Source organism: Pseudoalteromonas rubra (assembly GCF_000238295.3).
Taxonomy (GTDB): domain Bacteria; phylum Pseudomonadota; class Gammaproteobacteria; order Enterobacterales; family Alteromonadaceae; genus Pseudoalteromonas; species Pseudoalteromonas rubra.
Genome location: NZ_AHCD03000020.1, coordinates 1 through 19,613, shown reverse-complemented (window position 1 = coordinate 19,613; position 19,613 = coordinate 1). Strand labels below are relative to the sequence as shown.

Below are 19,613 nucleotides of genomic sequence, written 5' to 3'. Positions count from 1 at the left end.
TTCAGAGTGAATCCATACCCTCATTTACACAAAGATTGCCTACATAAGTTGGACTGGGACGACCAGGCAAGAATTGATGATATATCAAGTCATAAATGGATAGGTTACCCTCGAGCCATTGAAGCACTAAAAAAATGCGATGACATTTTTAGGCATCCACGCGTATCCCGGATGCCTAATCTCATGGTTATTGGCAGAACAAACAATGGTAAAACTGAAATCATCAAAAAGTTTTGCCAAAGGCATCTTCCTGACCCCAATTATTTAGGAGAGGCGATTATCTCACCCGTGATGTACATACAGGCTCCGCCTTCCCCAAATGAGGCTGATTTATACGTTGAGATCCTATCAAGTCTATATGAACGAGTCCCATCTTCTTCAACATCAGCTAAAAGAGCCAAAGTTATCAATGTATTAAAGAAAATAGATCTCAAGGTTCTCTGTATTGATGAGCTTCACAATTCGCTTGCCGCTTCATCTATTAAACAGCAGCAATTTCTAAATACTCTTAAATATCTTGGAAATGAGCTGAGCATATCGTTTATAGCATCCGGCACAGAAGATCTCTTAAGAGCGACTAGTGTTGATAGTCAAATTCAAAACAGATTTGAGCCGTTTTTGTTGCCAAAGTGGCAAATGACCAAAGACTTCAGGCAATTGCTCAGAACTTTTGAATCCATAACTCCATTAAAAGAACCTTCCCAGCTTCACAGTGGACTTATGAGTAAGAAGTTAATGGCACTCTCCGAAGGTACAATTGGCGAACTTTCTACTCTGATAAATAAGGCTGCATCTTTTGCGATTAGAAACGGACAGGAGAAAATTGATACCGATGTGTTGTCAAAGTGTGGCTACATACCTCCCAGCGACAGGACTCGCGATTCCGTAATAGGTCTCTAATGATACTGCCGGTTCATCCTCAACCTCTTGACGATGAACTGTTCTCTTCTTGGATTACTCGCCTTGCCATTGAAAATGGTTTCTACTCACATGTGTTTTTCAAGAAGTTGCTGGGGTTCCAGAATGAAATATTGTCTCGAGATATTGATAAATTGGATTGTCCAGCTCTCATCGACCTGTTGGCCTGTGTAACTTCTCAGAAATCAAAATATCTCTCCAGCCTCCAAATATCTTCTTACACCGGAGAGTTATTTGACAAAATTTGTGTTTCAGGTAACACCAAATGGTTGTTACCGCTTGGTATTTACCACAGAACAAAACGTAGACATGGAATAGTGTTTTGTCCTATGTGCTTAAAAGAAGATAACAAACCGTATTTCCGAAAAGCCTGGCGTGTGTCTTTTGTAACTGTCTGCCATAAGCACCACTGCATGTTGTCAGACCGCTGTGAAAAATGCGGATGCCCTGTTAATTACCAGAGGCTAGGCATTGGGGCCAGAGAATTTGAGACACCCTTCCGTGAACTGGACCGTTGCTTCACATGTAATTCCTTATTGAGAGATACACCGGTTCGCTATTTATCTGATCATGAATACTTACAGGCTCTTCCTTACTTAAATTTATTGAGAGACTTCATGGCTGGCCAGCAGGTTATCCCTTCGCTCAACCAACCTCTCAATCTATCGGTTTTCAATGGCCTATGGGTATTATCTAATCGTTTACTTTGTAAAAGAGCATCCAAAGTAAGGGAGAAAATACAAGCAGAAACAGGCATTGTATTACCAATAATCACACAGAAGCTAACGATTGAATACCTTAACCTTGCGCTTCGTTTCAAGGTTTTACTAGCAATTTTGACATACCTGGAAGACTGGCCCCATGAATTTATACGCCTTGTGAATAACACCCAGTTTTCATTGTCTGCATTTTCAGATAATGAAAAACTAATGCCCTTTTGGCTACATACTACAGCCCATAAAAATTTAAACCATAGGCGATATATAGCATCAGATGAAGAGATTAACTCCGTAATTGCCCATATCCGAGCCCAAAACCGCACACCAACTATTGCTGAAATCGCATCTTTACTGGGAGTTCACCCAACTTCACTTGCCAAACGCGAACACTTTAAAAAATGAAATCATTGACGGAAATATGAATAATATTATACATTGCTAAGTGAAAGTGAAGGATTAACAATAAAGATACATTTTGACTGAACCTGTATATAAATTAAAAGAGTACCCGGGTCTATGGCGGGTCAATGGCTACTCTAATCTAGAGCTACCAGACAAAAGTGTACCCAAAGTTTGGGTATGCCTTTCACAATTAAAAGAGGAGCAAATTAGAACTCCTTTAACACTTGGTAGTGTAACTGGGCAATCGATTAAGATAAAACAACCACTTAGTCGAATTTCTGATTTGCTGATCGGCTCTTGCTGGAGAGGCGGAGGTGAAAAAGGTACTTGCGCAAATATACTGCCACCTTTGAACAAAGAATTTGTAATTGACACTTCCAAAATAAAAATAGTTCGCCTGGGCGAAAGTGTTTCAATATATGGCAATACGTACCAATGTGTCCTCCCCAAAATGGCCATTGAACTTGGCAAACATCTATATGACTTAGCCCAAACACTATTTGCTGTAGTGCCTGTACTACATGACGAATTTACAAAGTTTCTTGTTGTTCCCTGCTATGAGCTATATAGGTTCTACATCGGAGTAAGTAGTAGGTTTATCAATGGCAATGTTGCGGGAAGCCTTGACAGATACTTTGAGTGGCATAACCCCTATTTGAAAGTTTTAAAGAATCTGAGTATGCTAGAGAAGTTTGTCGCCTATAGAGGTCATTGGTCCAGCGAAGGCAGAAGCTGGTTTAACATGCCACACAGACATATCCAAAGTATCGGCCAAGCCAACAGGCTATCAAATGGCAATCAGCCTTTGGTTATGATGGCAACGTTTCCATTTTGCGGAATAACAACTCTTACAATCGCAGGAAAGCCTTTCAAGCTATCAAATAACAATAGCGACGAATGGGGAGTTTTCGCTGCAAATATTCTACAGTGCAGTAAGCGTGAAAGCTTTGAGGTGCTAGCGTTGGGGGACAGCGAGTCCGACACACCAGAGCCTGGAAGTGTAGACACAGCCAGACCACCTAATGGCTCAGGTCCTTTTGATGATGAAGAAGATTGGCCGGAGACCAACGAGCAGCCAAACACTCGCGGTAGCGATATCGCTATACTTGCGCAAAATAACCGCTTTTCCGCGATGCAAGGCATGGCTTTCAAAAACTTTACAACCAATGACAATGAAGATCCCGTTTATAAGAATGGCTTTAGTAAAAAGGCGGAAAAAGTTTCTCATGATGAACTGACAGGTCCGTCTGATGAAGATGATCCCATACTACCAAAGGAAAACTTTGACGGTCATGCTGATCATGTTGACCGGGATCTGACTGACTTCGTCCACGTAATCATCGCTTTAAGACATTTAGTTTCAAAACGTGGATGGGAAGTTCGTACGCGAAGCCATGGTACGAACCTCATTGTTGAAGGTGAAACAGTAACTACTTTTATTGTCCCCGCGAATAATAAACGTAAATTAAATTGGCGCCTCATTGGAGAGGGTGAAAATGTCCGGCCCAGACAAATAGTGTGGGTTGAGATAGCAGTAACTCCAGAGCAGTTCATCTACTTAGCAGAGATGGAACTTAAAGGCAGTGAAAGTGGCCGCAGTACTCTATGTGTTCTCAGCAAAACTGGACGAATTATGGATATTCCCGATTTCAAAGTCCTATTAAAACTGACTGCTACTCGCAACGGTTGGCCACAAGAAAAGCATACTTGGAAATCAGAGCAACTAGCAAAAATTGCCAATGAGTATTTTCAAAAATACGAGCACAAAGGGCTTTCACACCATCCATCCAATACTGCAAAAGAGCAATCACAAAAGATATTAGAGTGGGCTGAAAGTATAGAGAAAAAGCTGCTGAAGGTCTTAAACATGTAACCATACAGCGCCTGTATTGTTGAAAGCCAGGTAGTTCGCATAAAACGCTCGAGTACAAAGCTTGGTACGTGCCACGCGCAGTAAAATAAGGAAAGCTCTTTGAAAAAACGAGATATGATGGCCCAGGAAGCACTGGCAATGTCAGCTAAAGCAGCAACTTTGTGGCAAAAACTAAACGACAAGGATCCCCTTGTTTCAGCTCATCTGTTCATGGGCCATATAAGCCACACAATTGCATACATAAACTCTATCTCGAACAAGCCGATTACTTCAGTCGAAGAGTTTATTAAGAACCTAAGGCAACCAATTTGTGAATGGCTGCCAGTACCGGATGCTTTTACTTTAATAAATCGGTTTGGAGTTACCGAATTTGCCGAAGATATTGTGCTCGAGAGCAGTGGTAACCTGATTGATGAACTAAACCAGAAACAAATCAAAGATGCCAAAGACAGACTCGCTTCTATGCCTGGTGGAGACTTACATTATACTCGCTTTAGGAAAGGACTAATAGAAAACCCGGTCGCGCAACCAAAAAACATCCATTCATTTTTAAATATTACAGGCTGCAATTTTCGTGATTTATACGAGCCTCTCCCTTCTAATATTTTGCTTGAAGGTACCAGTGACTACTTTCCTTGCCCACGCTGCAAGTGGCCAATGCAAATAAAGAAAGGTGAGATTGTCAGGTGCGCTTCCAACCAATGTGTAAATGAAGGTGCCCACTATTCACTATCCAAAGGGAAGCTCTCCCCACTTGGAGGACTACCGGCTCCTGCAAGCGAAGATGGCACATCAAGCTACCGTTTGGTCAGAGGCATTTGGCGATACACAGTGCTATCAGGCTTGTCAGAATTAGACCTTGCAAACAAACTAGAACAATTACCGGACGTAACTGTAACTATGTGGCCATTTCTAGACGATTTCGACCTGGAAGTAACCTACGATAGTGGGGACAGCATGGCCAAGCACACCTGGAGAGTGGACGTGAAGGACTGGAGCCTTGAATCAAGGCTCGCTGCCAATATTCAAGGGCATTCACATTATCAAGAACTTTGCTATGTAATTCCCGACTATCGGAGACAGCAACTCAAATACTTAGAAGAACAATTTAAATCCAGCCCAATGATCACCTTTCACACATCCTCGAAGTTCATTCAAATGGTGAAGAAGTACATAAAGAGGCTGTCAAATGAACCGTTTTAGAAAAACAGCACTTCATCACGCCGCTATTTCTATTCTTTATTTATGCAATGAATATGAAACGAACCCTGTTTTAGGTGATGCACTCCTGCTCACCCTTGGCCGGCTTAATCACTTGCCCTATTGGGGAAGCATTCCCACAGAAATACAAAATCATATTTTGGAAACCATCCGACTTTCTCAGATATCATATCTGAGCAAGTCTCGTGCGCTCTTGCTACTACTTGAAGTTGTCGAAGAAGAAGGTAACCCTGTAGTCTTGACTACCCCTGGAGCAAATGAATTGGATATAGCGACACTTGCTTTCAGCTGTATGCCCTCAAAAAGCTACTCTCAGGTCATTGAAGAAGGACTATTATTCCTTCGGGCTTTGTACGCCAAAAAACCCCATACATTTAAGCAAAGTAAGCAATCGACGATAACGTTTGAGCCTCAAACTGGCCTACAATTCGTGGTACCTACCGAGTTGGTACCTGACGAGCTATCGCCCATAAGAGTTGAAACGCAACCTGAGTTAGAAGAAATATGTATTTCCGTTCCAGAGTTGATAGAGCATGCCAGGAGGCTCTCCAATTTAACTAACGAACCAAATTACTTCAAAAATACAGTGTTGTTTTTAGAAAGCCTAAAGTCAGGTAAAACAAACGCTAACTCGGATACACTTTGGTTTAGCACTGGCGAACTCCAACTTGTGATCGCTCCAACTGGCAGTGGTAAGTCAATTTTGACTCGCGTAATGTCTACATTTCTACTATCAAAGAATATTTCAATAGCCATAGTTGTCCCCGTTGTTAAAGATGCAATCAATGAATATAAAAAGCTCTCCAGCTTTATTGAGTTGTTAGGGCTGAACTCACAAGCTGGTTTACTTTTCTCACATCGAAAATTAGGTACCGAGACTTGCGATGAGTTAGCAGAAGCACTCAGCAGCGATGAAGCGAGCAGAGACCAATCAGAGTGGGTGTTCAGGCATTTAGCATATTTTTGTCAGTTGTCTGCATATGAAGCAGAGGAAAAAACTTTCGAATACGGTGATGAGCCTTGCACTCAAAGCGGGTTTTCATGTCCTTTCATGGCTCAATGTGGAAAATTTAATCACCAACGAAACTCAGCCAAATCACAACTGCTCTTCATCAATCATCACTCTTACCTGGTCGGTCGCTTAAAGGTACCAATGGTAGACAGACATGAAAATCCGATAAATACAATTCAACAGCTTATTGCTCATAGAGCACAGCTGGTTCTAATAGATGAAGTTGATTTACTGCAAAAAAATTTAATCGGTCTAGATGTTGGCTCTCTGAGCTTAACAAAGAACAAAGGCCCTACTGTTGCTGGCCTTCTATCTAGGGAGCTGGAAGATAGTGGAAAGTGGCCAAATAACTTCGGCATCATAGAGCAACTAAATACACTTGAACTGTCAGCAAAGCTGCTTCGAGAAGCAATCAACAGTAATCATATATCCTGGCCCAAACAATTTGGTTACCTGGACACACCTGCGCTAATGACTGTTTCCTTGGAAAAAATGATTCATTTTCGTTTCAAAGAGCTGGCACCAAATTATGATGACAATATGCTGGGTTTGCTTTTTGACAACAGCCCTATTTCTGACAACCCACAATGGGAAAACCTTCGAGTAGCGCTTGAATATTGGAATCATACAGGTGCATATGTAGGTATGAGCGAAACAGTCAGGCGGAAAGAAGTGAGCCAGGCGCTGGATACGCTGCTAGTTCTTTATCAACCGGAAGAGAAACCCCTTCCAGCAGAGATAGTCGATAAGCGTAAAAAATTAGAGGCAAGCGTAAAAGATCGTCTAATAGGAATGCTCGTACTTCACCGTATGTTTAACCACCTTCAGGAGCGCCTTAGGGACATAACATATCAAATTGGCTCAACAGACCTACGCGCTTCCGATTATGCATCTGAGTTTTATAGTCAATTAATAGGCTATAAGCCATTCAGTATATCTCCACTGGGACCACTGGGTGGCCGGTACTATGGTTTCCAACTTGATGGAAAAGAAAAAAGACAACAGTTATCTGTAATATCTTTGTCTGGTGATCCACATCAGACGATTGCTCACCTGGGAAATTTTGCCAGTCGCTCAATATGTGGCATACCAAGAACAATCATTGGTTTATCTGCGACCGCATGGTTTCCTGGGGCTACTAGCTGCGACGTATCTGGATCTTTGGCGTTCTATATTGCTGACGAAACTAAAAAACTCCACCTATACCTGTCTGAGGTATTTGAGCAGGAAAAGGTAATCAAAGTATCCGGCACAACCAAGCTGAGAATGAGTAACTTATATCGTTTAGCGCAGGGCCTTTGGTGCCAGACCCTAGAGAGTAAAATACAGCAACTTAAACAATCCAAGCCAGAAAGAGCAAGGGTTATGTTAGTTACTGGTAGTCATTCTGAAGCGGAAGAAGTTGCGAAGGCTTTAACGGAAAAAATGGGAGAAGAGACAGCCCTTAAACGCATACGTTTTTTAGTTTCCAACTCTTATGATTCCAGCAAAAACCCTAAGGCTATCAAACGAAATGAGCTAGCTAACTTTGCGCACTCTGATGCTGATATATTGATATCCTGTTTCTCATCTGTTGCCAGAGGCCATAATATACTTCAACCTGGCAGCGCTGAATCTGCAATAAGTGCGATCTACGTGTTAGTCAGACCAGTACCTCATTTCATAGACCCCAGCCTTGCACTGGCCCATGTATCGTACAATTCGTTAAAGACAGAGTACGCTGAGCCAGCGTCTCACGAAATTCTGAAGCGCGAGCAGAAATTTGCTCATATTTCTTTACGTCAGTACTACAACGAGATAGGCCCAGTCAAATTACTCACTCCGGAGTTAAAAATGGAGTATTTCTGTAATGTCCTTGTGGAGTTATTACAACTAGCCGGTCGAGGTCGGCGAGGCGGCACTGATATTGCGATATACCTTGTCGATGGTGCATTTCACGACCAAGAATGTGGTTGGGCTGTCCTGATAAAAGACACTTTAGATATTTGGAAGGAGTCAGGTCATTACGAACAAATGAAAATTTTGCACGGTGCACTCATTAATGCACTAGAGCGCTTTATTATTTAGAAGGATTTGTTATGTCTTTTGGTCTCAAAACGACAACTATGTTTTTGCCGGTAGATGCTTATGGTTCGGTGACTATTTACACTGCTTCAAATGAGTTCACTCAGGCATGGGAACGTTTAAAACAAAAATGCTCTTTAAAATATTTGCCATATGCCTCACTCGCCAACATGCTCAGATGGCATTTTGGGCATTTTATTCGTTTCTCTCCATTTGGAAAAGAGCTAAACGGCGGCAAGGTATTTATTGTCTCTGAGTCAAACTTAGATCTGGATACACTGGCAATGATGTTTGATTCCTGGGAGCTTGAGGTTTGCAAGTATATGCACGAGCCTGTATTAGGCCAACTCATTAGGAATGGTGCTTTTCGACAACACAGAGTACGAATTGAAGACCATATAGTAGTTAAAACAAACTCATGTCCAACAGCAGATGACTGGGTGTGGGATGCTGCAAAATGGTCTGTAGCCAGACAATTCATCAGTTCTCAGCTTGCTGTAGATAACAACGTTAAGCTTGAATTGGTCATGGACAGCGAAGCGCGCCTACTGACTTGGGACAATTGCCTAAAGTCTGAATTTTCAGATATGCCTGTGCGCGCAATGCATGTTATCACGCCACGGCTTATAACAGTACCAGGGTTTGATTTACCGGCCATGCATTTTGAGAGTAGCATTAGTCGGCTGGCATCAACCTGGAAAGACTCTAACCTTAGCCCGATAAAAACGGCCTGGATAGAAATTGGTTCTGATAAACCAGTACTTCAGACGGCCATTGATATCGAAAAAGGCACTTGGAAAAAGAGATGGCGTGACATTTCTATTCAGCTGCTTAATAAAAATGGGCTTGAGTTTATCCGTGAACCTGAAGAATACGACCTGTCACAGGGAGGCAATGTCAGGGCAAGGTACCAATCTGCGCCTATTAAATTTCCAATTGGCAAAGGCGTAGGTAACCCTTTCCACCACTACGTTTCTAACCATATGAAACAAACTTTCCCTAACGGTGAGGCGCTGATACTAAGAAAATCAGTTAACCGTCTGCCAAAACGAGCTAAGTTAGCTGAAGTCCAAAAGTCTGAATCTCAGCTTCGAGATATTGTAAGCTCGACAGGGAAAAGTACGCTCGAGCTTATATGTGTTTATAGCTCATACATAGTAAGAAAACGCCTATTACAATCTTTCAAATCAATAGTAAACGCTGATGACAGTGCACAGTTTGACGAAAAAGATAATGTATGGATGAGTTACGGCCCTTATAAAATCAAGTTTATTTCACCACTTCACTGTGAGCGCCTTCTGCTCCAGTTAAATGATGAAAACACGATCATTGACTGGGCTGAGGCAGAATTAAGTGTTGAGCACTACCAACACAAAAACGATTCAATCAAGAGTATGATAATAGAGACCTGTGAAGACCAAACATTACGAGATGGTGCAAAGTCTTCACAACTAGACCCCAAACCCATATTAAAAAAACTACTCGCCTTGCAAGGTGTAAACAGTCAATTTGTCAGGGCAAGTACACTTGATAAAGTAGACGATAGTGGGGTTTGCCACGGTGCGGTTAGAGCTATACACGATGTCTTTAGAGTAGCAGGAAGTATGCTGATCCCATTTGAACCATTGAATGGCTCATCGAAAAAAACTTGGTATCTCGGTGTTTTTACTCAAAAGAGTAAAAGTAGGCGTATCTCGCGTTCGTCAGCAGAGTTCCACATTGGGCTAACTGCCTGCCTTGCAGGTGAACACGAAACATATATGTATAGCTATGATAAGAAATGGGCTCCTTATCATGAATCTGTCGTCAGTCAGTGGTCCAAACCACTTAGATACAAAACTCCTGAAGAGGTAGAACAATTCATCGCTTCCGGGATCCGGGCCTGGAGAGATGAACATCCTGAAGATGCATTTGTGATTCTGCTAGATGGAATAACAACACGCCGATTCTGGCCCGGATTACAAGACACTAAACTTGGAACAAGCAAATTGCCTGTAAACCCGGATGATGCGGACATAGCGATTGTGCGTTATCGAACCCAAAATGACATTATCCCTCGTCCAGCAGGAAAACTTGAGAGTGATAACTCAAGTTCCGAACTACTAGTCAATCCAGGTATGAGATTTGGTATTTTCCATGCCGAAAAGAGCAGCTCAGAACGAGTCTACTATTGCACACAGCCTTCAACTACGGCAAGCAAGGACTTTGCTAGAAATATAACTCGATTTGCCAGTAAACCGATACAGCTGAAGGATGATCGACATGCACAAACACTCACTGAACTAGTCATAGTTGCCAATAATATTTGCCCTGATAATGAATTAGTATTAAGTGCCAGCAAGCTATGTTTTCAAAGCCTGTCCTGGTTGGGGAATCAAAAAACAATACAGCCATCGCCCATACATCTTGCGTCTGGGGCTATTGAAGACTACGTTGAGGTCTATTAGTGGTGTATCAAAATTGAGGTAACGAGGTGGCAAAACTCCATAAACTGTATCAAAATTGAGGTAACGGTTTAGAATGGAGAGTATGTCTTGCTGGAATACTGCTTACTTGATAGTGGCAAACTGCAACACATCAGTGAAAGTAAACTTGGACACTTTGCAAAGTGTCCTTTTTGCTTACAATTAGTGGTTGGGAAAAAAGGCAAAATAAAGAGGCACCACTTTGCTCATATCAAGCACTCCTGTGCACAATCAAACCTGGAATTAAATTCGGCCGGGTTAGCCTTTTTCAACGATGCATCACTTCCACCATTAAATGATCCAGATTTAAAGTTTTTTATATCGTGTATTAGTACAAAAAAGTCATTCAATATTGAATCTGATAAGAGGTTCAAGTCTGCCAAAAAACGCTTTCACTGGCAAAAAGGGCTAAACATAGCAATTGAAAAAGGACTGGTTGAGATTAAGGAGGAGCCTGCTCTATACGCTAAGACGGCAATACTGTTGGCAATCGAAGGCAGACTTACCCTGAAAGACTTTTTTGTTTGCCAAGAGGAGTCAATTACCCAAAAATTACATGACCTCAAAAAATCATCGCAACCAAGCTGGGAAGCACTATTTAGACATCATGTGTACCGATTAACGACTAGCTCATTGTACTTCTTAAAACTAAAGCTAGCCAGTGGCACATGTATCTACAAAATAGGGATTACAGCCAGAGATATAGAGACAAGATTGAAGGAGATAGAAAAAGATCTCTCAATGCAGCAAGTGTCTGTACAAAACGTAACTATTGAATTTCTATTACCTGGCCGGGGTGGGCTTGAACAGTACTTCAAGTATAAGTTTAGAGCGTACCAGTATCCAATCGGCCCTCTAACCGAGTATTTTCACTTTCCCAGCATGAGCTTAGTATGCAGCGTTCTATCAGAGTTATCTCAGCTTGAAAAGTTTGGAACAAACAGGCGAATTGCAGGTACTTTGAATCAGCGTAAGCAAAAAAAGGTGGTCAATCGAAAGACTGAATCTACAGAATACTTTTTATATAAGCATAAAAATATTGTAGAGGCTTTATCATCTGGGCTTCCAATCAGGCAAATTGCTCGCGAAATGAAAAGATCTGTCAACACGGTTAGAAAGGTCAAACAACTTACCGATAATAAAACTCCACAGTGATTAAGAGTTGATTCAATACAGTTCGACTACTCACACACAACACCGTCCTGATCTCTATCATTCATAAATGCGTAAGCAACATGGTCCTTTGAAACGGGTGCGATACCGTGCTTTCTAGCTTCTTTACAGGTTATTTTACCATTGTTATTGTCGTCATAAAGGTCAAGCGCATCAATCGTGACTCTATCACTCGCGGAGGTACTCTCAGCAGGGAAAAAAACCAGCTCATTGCTTTGGCAATGAGAAAGCACAGCTTCTAAGGCGTCAACTTCAGCTTGATCAACTGTCAGTTGATATTTATTTTTTATTGCTACAACACGACTTGCAAACCAACAGCGGTTTTTCTCTGGCATCCACTCAGCGGCATCCTTTCCACACTTTCCCCTAGCACCACATCGATTCACTTCAGGGGCAGCAAGTGTCAAGTTCAGTAAATCTGTCGCAAACTGTAATTTGACTTCAGCAGGGGCTGAACATAACCCGCTGTCATGGCCTTCTGTCGTCGCTACAATATGCTCAATGTCAGTGTAAGTATCAGATTCAAAATATCGACCCGAGTAAGGTCCATAAATGCGACCTCCCATCTGCTTTACAATCGCGTTTTCAATACTTTGTGGGTATCGATACTGCTCAGACTTGTTATAGGGTGAGCACCTATTTTCTGCTACTACTTCCAAGCCTCGCCATGATTTAGCACTTGTCGACAATGAGCTTGATATTAAAATAATCACTAACACAGTTTTAAAAATAGGCTGGTACATCTCGTTTCCTTGATAAAAATCTCTATGTGCCCATAATTTTATCATGTCTTAACGCACTTACCAGCAAGAGCGAAGAGCCCGACTATCCACAAGCTTTAAGATGACTTAATGCACAAAAAGTAAGACGATAGTCTATACTCTTCTTATGAACGAATACCCTGTAAATTACGAGGTTCGTCATAGCGTGTTACTACATCTTTGTTTTAACCTTAACGTACCAAGGTTGACAAAATGTTAAATTATATTATCATTTACGTGTTGTACTGGATGGGGTTTCCCCAAATAACATTGAAATTGAACTAAAAAGGGAATTTGCTATGAACATGAATCCAATAGGTCTTAGAAGACTTGCGTCAAAAAAATTGAAAGTTGCTACTGCTTTAATATGTGCAACCACTTTGACCGCTGGGATATCGATAGCAAGCGAAGACAATGGTAAGCCTGTATCAGTGGAGCGAGCTGAATCACCATTGCATGCAAGAAATGGCGGCCCATCTTTAAGGCCTGTCAAACCGACTGATAACAAATCTATCATTCAGACGATTAGAGAAGTTTTTGGTTAAAAGTCGGAGAAGCTGCGACGTTCACACATCGCAGCTTTTTAATCCTCACGCATCACAGCCTATGCCTTGCAGCATTCGTTTATGCTCCAAAGATTCATCCAATAACATTCTACATCCACCAAAATAGACCTTGATCTCATTCAATTCAGTTGAATATTGTTTCCTACCCAAAGCCGCATTGATTGAATAAGAAGCTAAATATGTCCACTGAATTTCATGACTAATATCGTGCTCTTCAAAAAACATGATTTCAGCCTTGGTAAGCTTTGGCGTTACATCACCAGATGAAATCTTATCAGCAACTGCAAGGTGTTCCAGCGCTTTTTTTAGATATCGCTCATTTTTTGTGATATCGAATTGTATATTGTATAGCCTGGCTAAGTCATGGTGCCAAATGACTACATTGATCCTAGGCAAAGACGAGGTTTCCAAATTCTTGAACCTGTGAAGAACGCCTTTAATGTTAGCTCTTATTGTCTTTACTTCCGTCGTATGAGTATCATCAATGGATTTGATGCGATTCCAGTTCTCTATGACTTCAAATACGGATTTTTGTGCTTCGTCGTACAAATCATATTGCTCCCATGCATCAGGTTCAATGAAGCGACGATCAAGGAATTCTTTCACTTGATCAGGTTTCATTAGAAATAAACATAGTGCAAATAGAACGACACTCATGATTATTACCAAAGCCTTATGATCTTTTACAGATGCTGTAAAATTACCAAACATCACGTGTACAGCGCTTGGGGGCGCTTCATTGTGGTTATGTCCAGGAGGGGGAGTTAGCGTCATTACACCTCTCTTATCTTTATCCAATTCAGTCTACGATCAAACACCCTCAATATTAACCCTGCATTAATCAAATGTACACAGCACACAACCCAATACATTATCAAAACAGTAACAAAGAGAACGTGCTTCCTAAAATGTTTTTGCCCCAATTACGTGTCTGAGCCATCATTTCCGTACAATGGATTTTATGCCAAACCCCTAATAGGGGAGGAATATCTTCGACTTAAGCGAGCTGGTAGAAACGTTAAACGCTTCCCCCCTGATTTAAAAGGAAAATTCAATGATGATACTCACCAATCTAAGGTGAGTATCATCATTAGATACGTTGTACTTATCCTTTTGATAGGCAAGGCGTTGATGACGGACCTCTACCTCTATGAGCATCAATTTTGGTTCGAACCTGAGACTCGGGAATTACAACATGCTTGGATATGTCACGAACAGAGTAATCATTATCATAAAGGTGCTGAAGGTATTTTTTCTTATCTCCATCAGGCATCTGATTGTAATGAAAGTTATTTGTGTAATCCTGCATAGTGGACATTGGTTTTGGGATTTTTTTTAAAAAACTACTCATAATGTACCTCTTTTCTAAAGTTGATTAATTTCCAAGAAAGGAAGAGCGAGTTCACCAATATTGTTTGCTCTCGCGCTCATACTTCACTATTTGCACTATCTCCCCTTCGTCATAAATGATAAAACAACAGTAGTATGAAATTTTGGGGAAAATCTTGGTAATGGGATTAAGCGATGTTGTACAGTCTAAAAATTTAGAGCAGCTACGCTCAATTAAGCGCAAAAACCTGGTGGAACGTCATGAGGGGAAATACATTGCAACGTGCTATCCAGAAAACCACCTACTTCCATTTGAAAGGAAGCTTCGTTCTCTCGACAAAACGGCAGATGAGTTCATCAACTGCTCAGAATTTGATTTTCTATTCCCAGGTAAATCAGGAACCTTGTTAACAAATAAGGGGCTTCGCGGAGCTTGTGAAGCCCTCTATAGTGGCAGTGATAAGGGAGAGGATTATTTCTCCTACGCCAAGGAAACCATTTCTAAACACATAAAAACCATTACGGGTAAATCGCTTGCTAAGTGGCTGGCGGACGAAGAATTTGGTCAAGATGCGTTTAAAACGGCATATTTGCTTTATGATTTGCACCTTTCAACTCCTAGTGGATTGGAAATGCTGACCAAAAGAGCTGACCCTCGATTCGCCGAAGTTGAGTTGTTCACAGGGCATCACCAACCTAAAAATCGCAATGCCAGATTAGAAGATAGTCAAACCATAGTACTCAGTGCCTGGTTGAAAGAGTTTTTTTCGAAAGCACTGTTCTACCGAAGTGAAACAGAGCGCGGTATGGCCAAAAACTTAGATTTTATATTTACTGGCTATCTAAACGTCCATCAATACATTGACGAGTTAAAGGATGAGCAACTTCGAACGAGGCTGCGTTCAATGGTGTTTGATGAGCAGATATTTGCCAGAAAATCGCAACCGCGAGAACCGTTAAGCACCAAGATCATGCGTGCGTGGCGCACAAACGTCAAGAGCCACAACTTTAGCAATTATGCTCATAGTCAAATTGAGAACTGCTTTCTAACAGCCGACAAACGAAAAGCTAAACAGCGCCACATTACTGATAGAGTAAAAAGTAAGCTGTTGTTAGGAGCGAGATTATTTAGTTGGTTGATTCTACAAGACAATGTAAGAGTGATTTTCCATCAAATTAGTGATTTAGAGTGGCATTGGCTTCTAGATAAGACGACCGAAAGAGAGAGGCTTATCTACAATTACTTCATTAATGACTACCAGAACGGCATAAAACTTACGGCTAAGGGGATAGGAGAAGACAGCAAGAAAACGTCTATATTTAAATCACTTGAAGTTCTGGTAGATAACAACCTACGCCAGCTAGTGGATAATAAGAGTCCGTATACTAGTATAAACCTCGATAATAACTGCGAGCTCCATTACGCCTACCTTATGGTGCGAGCTCAGTTTGCCTGTGAAGCCCAAAGTATTTCCGCTCAAGACTTCTGGTCTCGCAGGCAGCGGATCGCCACTCAGAACAAAAAAAAATATGAACACGTGGAAAATTACATTAATGCTATGACTCTGGATGAACTCAACTCGGATATTAATAAGGTTAATAAGATAATGACCGAGCACACTGGATCAACGTTTAGATTATTGCCACTAGCGAAAGAAAAAGAGTGCCTCTGATAAAGTTTGAACTGTCTGAAATTATATGTACTGCGGCAATTACATTGCTCAATGAAAATATATAATTACATTGATATAGTGTTGTCGCCCCGCACTTTATAAGTGCATACAAAAGTCATACTCAGTCTAAAGACGCTCTCAAAACTGCCTAGATAGATGACAATAAGGGAGCTTTCAAATATGGAGCTTAGTTCTACAATAGTCCAACCAATAAATAGCAGTATTTTAGTGGAGTAGAGGATGCTGGCTTATAGAGGTAGCTTCATTGAAGCTGTATCAAAAACGAAAATGTATGAATTAGGCGAACCAGATAATGTGTTACCGCTGTCACAAAAAGCGACTTCCACCAATAGACAGATGCGGATGCTAAAGTTTTGCCACGATGTTCTGGTGAAAAATGGCTTTAGATGTTCTGCTGATTTAGCAAGGCAATGTATACCGGTACATTTAATCTTGCAACGGGCACTGAACGAATACCTGGGCATACACAGTCACATTACAATCGGCCACGTAGAAGTAGAAGACACTATTTACTGTGAGACTTCATATGATTACTTAAAACGCGAGCTGGTTGCTCCAGGTGTTAATTCAGCACTGAGTTTCCATGTTTGGCTCACACTAACAGATGGAGCTGTGCTGGACTGCTCCATGCAGGCTCATTTTGATGTTACGTCACGTAAGATGAATTATCCGACGAGAGAGTGTATGACTTACCTGTCAACGCAAGAGGTGCTATCTGAAGTTAAGTATCGGCCTTTTGTCGTTGGTACTGACTACTTGAAAAACATTGGTGCGTTCACCTTCCATAACTAAATACGTGAAGCTATTTGTAACTTGATTGAACTTGTCTATCCAAATAGCCAAGTGACCCACTAAACCAGCTGTAAATTCAGGCAAAGGTGGTGATGTTATAAATAACACAAAGTATGAGTGGTTGTGGCAAGTACTGGGAAGTAGAGATACATTCTTGGTTACTACAGTAGGTTAGGCCGCATCAGCATAATGGTGGCTTGTTACCAGTAAAACCTGACCACTACAACTAGTGAGTAGGCCAAGAGGGCTGGGATGAAATCTTTATTGAGGGTGTTCATAATTCTGTGTCAGCGGCTATAGAGCCTCCTACCACTTCACAAAGTACTTTCCGTTATTAATGGATATTTCCATTTACCAATGTGTATTTCCATTTATCAATAGAACTTACACCTCCCACCAGAGCGACCGCAGAGCAGGTATGATGAGGCGCACGGAATGGCCTGCTACGCCAATTTTCCAGGCTAAGCTGCTTTCCCGTTAAAGAATAGACAGCGGCCGTTTGTAACGCTTGTTCTATGCTCATATTCGGCATAATCCCCGGCATGCGCTGTGCCAGCATGGATTTACCTGTGCCCGGAGGACCAAGAAACAAAATATTATGACCTCCGGCGGCGGCAATTTCGAGTGCACGCTTGGCCATCGCTTGTCCTTTAACATCACTCATATCCATCTGAGCGCTGCTGGTCACATTGACAGGAGAAATAGGTGCATGCGCTGTCAAAGGTAACGATGATTGACCACTCAAATCCAGCCATAGTGCATGTAATGTATTCGCAGCAACACACTGCTGATACTCGACAAGCTGCGCCATGCCCAGGTTTTCTTCCGGGATATAACAGGTGTGGTGTTCATGCTTGGCAGCCATAACAACTGGGATGATGGCCGTCACTGCTCTTATCTCCCCATTAAGGGCAAGCTCACCATAAAACTCACACCCTAGCGTTGCCTGTTCATTGAGCTGCCCTGATGCAACCAGGATGCCCACTGCTATTGCCAGATCATAGCGGCCGCCTTGCTTGGGCAGATCAGCCGGTGCTAAATTCACTGTGATGCGTTGCTCTGGAAAGATAAAGTTCGAGTTATGCAGTGCTGAGCGCACACGCTCTTTCGATTCTTTGACCGACGTTTCCGGCAGGCCCACTATGTTAAAGCTAGGTAAGCCGTTACTAAGGTGAACTTCTACCGTTACAACAGGAGATTCAATGCCGACCTGAGCACGTGTGAGTATTCTTGCTAATGACATTCCTTGTCCTATGGTTAATCTTTGTAATTAAAGACGTGCAACACAATGCCCCAACGCATAGCTGCCAGTCGGGCAAACAACGTGGTGGCCATCGCCAGCAACATGACAACTTCTGTTGATAAATTAAAGTCTATGAGTTGAGTATAAACTATCCCGCCCAAAATACAGGTGATTGCGTATAACTCCCCCTTGAGTAAAAGCGGAATTTCTCTGGCCAGCACATCCCGGATCACACCACCAAAGCACCCTGTCAACACGCCCATAATCACAGCAGTTGTATCTGGCATACCAATATCCAGCGCTTTTTGGACCCCCATAACAGCAAAGAAAGCCAACCCAAATGCATCAGCAACTTGCAAATATAGTGTGGGGATCTTCTTTTGCCGGTTCAGCGTCCAGATGCTAACTGCTATCGCTGAAAAGATAGCAATAAAATAGCTTGAATCATGCAACCAAAAGACCGGAACATCGAGGATCACATCTCTTATCGTCCCGCCTCCTATACCGGTAACAGTTGCCAACACAACCACACCAAACCCGTCCATATGCTTACTATAAGCAATTAAGGTACCTGATATGGCAAACACCATTACACCTAACAAATCAAACCAGTGATAAAGCTCAGACATTATTTTCTAGTAAATGAGTGACATGCTTGGATACTAGCTCAGTTTTGACCAATTAAGTAGCTCAAACCAATCTGAAATATAGCGAAAAGTCGTGCTTTAACGCACCTTTACGCAAGAGCGATGAAAAACCGAAGAATACTTCGTAGTTCGAAGAGATCAGCGCAAAGAGCCACATAGATGCGGGGAAGTAGAATAATGCAGGAACAATTATATAGAGGCGCGATAGAATCCGGTTTCGTGGATGAATAGACAACACCGCTCTGTCTACAGCTTTTTAAATTGCACATAGCAAAAAACCCGCTGCATTGCTGCAACGGGTTTGACGTACATGGAGGTACGAATGTCGACGAGATTCATGGATGAATAAAGTGAAAAGTACAATGACAGCGCGCAACGCGAGTACATTTATACCAATTTGCTTAATTAAGTGAAATTGGTATTACTTTGCGCAAGGTGAAATGAGCCTTTTAGAGAACGCAGGCCTATTCCAACATCCTATCCAGCTTCATGGATGAATAGATAACACCGCTCTGTCTACAGCTTTTTAAATCACACATAGCAAAAAACCCGTTGCATTGCTGCAACGGGTTCATCTAATTGGGCCCTGGCGATGACCTACTTTCACATGGGAAACCCCACACTATCATCGGCGCTGTTTCGTTTCACTACTGAGTTCGGCATGGAGTCAGGTGGTTCCAAAACGCTATTTTCACCAGGAAAATCTTTTCAATTTTTGTTTTAGTTCTTTTTTA

14 protein-coding genes, 1 rRNA gene and 1 pseudogene are annotated in these 19,613 nt (G+C 41.8%); 10 read left to right on the top strand and 6 right to left on the bottom strand.

Going from position 1 to position 19,613, the window contains the following annotated elements; genetic code table 11:
* Nucleotides 1–6 precede the first annotated feature (6 nt).
* From PRUB_RS00220 to PRUB_RS00190, 7 genes are all read left to right on the top strand, one after another.
* Nucleotides 7–900, top strand: a complete 894-nt coding sequence (locus PRUB_RS00220; protein ID WP_010386692.1) for a TniB family NTP-binding protein — start codon at nucleotides 7–9, stop codon at nucleotides 898–900.
* Nucleotides 900–2,039, top strand: coding sequence for a TniQ family protein (locus tag PRUB_RS00215; protein ID WP_010386694.1), 1,140 nt, complete (start codon nucleotides 900–902; stop codon nucleotides 2,037–2,039). The genes PRUB_RS00220 and PRUB_RS00215 overlap by 1 nt, the downstream gene beginning before the upstream one ends.
* Nucleotides 2,040–2,112: 73 nt before the next feature.
* Complete coding sequence (locus tag PRUB_RS00210; RefSeq protein WP_010386696.1) at nucleotides 2,113–3,912, top strand: hypothetical protein; 1,800 nt, start codon at nucleotides 2,113–2,115, stop codon at nucleotides 3,910–3,912.
* A 99-nt stretch (nucleotides 3,913–4,011) separates the two neighbouring features.
* The gene (locus PRUB_RS00205; RefSeq protein ID WP_155946256.1) at nucleotides 4,012–5,115 is read left to right on the top strand and encodes a restriction endonuclease-related protein; all 1,104 of its coding nucleotides are present in this window, start codon (nucleotides 4,012–4,014) and stop codon (nucleotides 5,113–5,115) included.
* Entirely contained in the window at nucleotides 5,102–8,212 is a 3,111-nt protein-coding gene (locus PRUB_RS00200) for a DEAD/DEAH box helicase family protein (protein ID WP_010386700.1), read from the top strand. The genes PRUB_RS00205 and PRUB_RS00200 overlap by 14 nt, the downstream gene beginning before the upstream one ends.
* Nucleotides 8,213–8,223: 11 nt before the next feature.
* Entirely contained in the window at nucleotides 8,224–10,656 is a 2,433-nt protein-coding gene (locus PRUB_RS00195; protein WP_010386702.1) for a pPIWI_RE module domain-containing protein, read from the top strand.
* An 87-nt stretch (nucleotides 10,657–10,743) separates the two neighbouring features.
* Nucleotides 10,744–11,829 carry a GIY-YIG nuclease family protein gene (locus tag PRUB_RS00190; protein WP_010386704.1) on the top strand — a complete coding sequence of 362 codons (1,086 nt, stop codon included), beginning with the start codon at nucleotides 10,744–10,746 and terminating at the stop codon, nucleotides 11,827–11,829.
* Nucleotides 11,830–11,855: 26 nt separating this feature from the next.
* On the opposite strand, the gene PRUB_RS00185 is transcribed toward PRUB_RS00190, so the two are convergent.
* The gene (locus tag PRUB_RS00185; RefSeq protein WP_010386706.1) at nucleotides 11,856–12,590 is read right to left on the bottom strand and encodes an excalibur calcium-binding domain-containing protein; all 735 of its coding nucleotides are present in this window, start codon (nucleotides 12,588–12,590) and stop codon (nucleotides 11,856–11,858) included.
* Between the two features lie 317 nt (nucleotides 12,591–12,907).
* Here PRUB_RS00185 and PRUB_RS00180 point away from each other — a divergent pair, with 317 nt between their 5' ends.
* Nucleotides 12,908–13,153: a hypothetical protein gene (locus tag PRUB_RS00180; RefSeq protein ID WP_010386708.1), complete on the top strand. Its 246-nt coding sequence runs from the start codon at nucleotides 12,908–12,910 to the stop codon at nucleotides 13,151–13,153.
* Between the two features lie 45 nt (nucleotides 13,154–13,198).
* Here PRUB_RS00180 and PRUB_RS00175 read toward each other — a convergent pair whose 3' ends face one another.
* Nucleotides 13,199–13,948, bottom strand: coding sequence for a hypothetical protein (locus tag PRUB_RS00175; RefSeq protein ID WP_010386709.1), 750 nt, complete (start codon nucleotides 13,946–13,948; stop codon nucleotides 13,199–13,201).
* A 331-nt stretch (nucleotides 13,949–14,279) separates the two neighbouring features.
* A complete protein-coding gene (locus tag PRUB_RS00170; RefSeq protein WP_155946257.1) occupies nucleotides 14,280–14,525 on the bottom strand; it encodes a hypothetical protein in 246 nt (81 codons plus the stop codon).
* Between the two features lie 160 nt (nucleotides 14,526–14,685).
* Between PRUB_RS00170 and PRUB_RS00165 the strand changes: the two genes are divergently transcribed.
* Both PRUB_RS00165 and PRUB_RS00160 read left to right on the top strand, forming a co-directional pair.
* Nucleotides 14,686–16,176 carry a hypothetical protein gene (locus PRUB_RS00165; RefSeq protein WP_010386711.1) on the top strand — a complete coding sequence of 497 codons (1,491 nt, stop codon included), beginning with the start codon at nucleotides 14,686–14,688 and terminating at the stop codon, nucleotides 16,174–16,176.
* Nucleotides 16,177–16,416: 240 nt separating this feature from the next.
* Nucleotides 16,417–16,989 carry a hypothetical protein gene (locus tag PRUB_RS00160; RefSeq protein WP_010386713.1) on the top strand — a complete coding sequence of 191 codons (573 nt, stop codon included), beginning with the start codon at nucleotides 16,417–16,419 and terminating at the stop codon, nucleotides 16,987–16,989.
* A 340-nt stretch (nucleotides 16,990–17,329) separates the two neighbouring features.
* Here PRUB_RS00160 and PRUB_RS00155 read toward each other — a convergent pair.
* From PRUB_RS00155 to rrf, 3 genes and pseudogenes are all read right to left on the bottom strand, one after another.
* Nucleotides 17,330–18,232 (bottom strand): annotated as a pseudogene (locus PRUB_RS00155) (YifB family Mg chelatase-like AAA ATPase); the annotation flags it as partial.
* Nucleotides 18,233–18,246: 14 nt separating this feature from the next.
* Nucleotides 18,247–18,861 carry a trimeric intracellular cation channel family protein gene (locus PRUB_RS00150; protein WP_010386717.1) on the bottom strand — a complete coding sequence of 205 codons (615 nt, stop codon included), beginning with the start codon at nucleotides 18,859–18,861 and terminating at the stop codon, nucleotides 18,247–18,249.
* Between the two features lie 602 nt (nucleotides 18,862–19,463).
* Nucleotides 19,464–19,578: ribosomal RNA gene (rrf, locus tag PRUB_RS00145) — 5S ribosomal RNA — on the bottom strand.
* Nucleotides 19,579–19,613 lie beyond the last annotated feature (35 nt).

What these genes read in the sequence shown, in the direction of transcription:
- PRUB_RS00215 (WP_010386694.1), top strand. Translation starts at nt 900, where the DNA reads ATGATACTGCCGGTTCATCCTCAACCTCTTGACGATGAACTGTTCTCT.
- PRUB_RS00200 (WP_010386700.1), top strand. Translation starts at nt 5,102, where the DNA reads ATGAACCGTTTTAGAAAAACAGCACTTCATCACGCCGCTATTTCTATT.
- PRUB_RS00195 (WP_010386702.1), top strand. Translation starts at nt 8,224, where the DNA reads ATGTCTTTTGGTCTCAAAACGACAACTATGTTTTTGCCGGTAGATGCT.
- PRUB_RS00185 (WP_010386706.1), bottom strand. Translation starts at nt 12,590, where the DNA reads ATGTACCAGCCTATTTTTAAAACTGTGTTAGTGATTATTTTAATATCA.
- PRUB_RS00180 (WP_010386708.1), top strand. Translation starts at nt 12,908, where the DNA reads ATGAACATGAATCCAATAGGTCTTAGAAGACTTGCGTCAAAAAAATTG.
- PRUB_RS00175 (WP_010386709.1), bottom strand. Translation starts at nt 13,948, where the DNA reads ATGACGCTAACTCCCCCTCCTGGACATAACCACAATGAAGCGCCCCCA.
- PRUB_RS00170 (WP_155946257.1), bottom strand. Translation starts at nt 14,525, where the DNA reads ATGAGTAGTTTTTTAAAAAAAATCCCAAAACCAATGTCCACTATGCAG.
- PRUB_RS00165 (WP_010386711.1), top strand. Translation starts at nt 14,686, where the DNA reads ATGGGATTAAGCGATGTTGTACAGTCTAAAAATTTAGAGCAGCTACGC.
- PRUB_RS00160 (WP_010386713.1), top strand. Translation starts at nt 16,417, where the DNA reads ATGCTGGCTTATAGAGGTAGCTTCATTGAAGCTGTATCAAAAACGAAA.
- PRUB_RS00150 (WP_010386717.1), bottom strand. Translation starts at nt 18,861, where the DNA reads ATGTCTGAGCTTTATCACTGGTTTGATTTGTTAGGTGTAATGGTGTTT.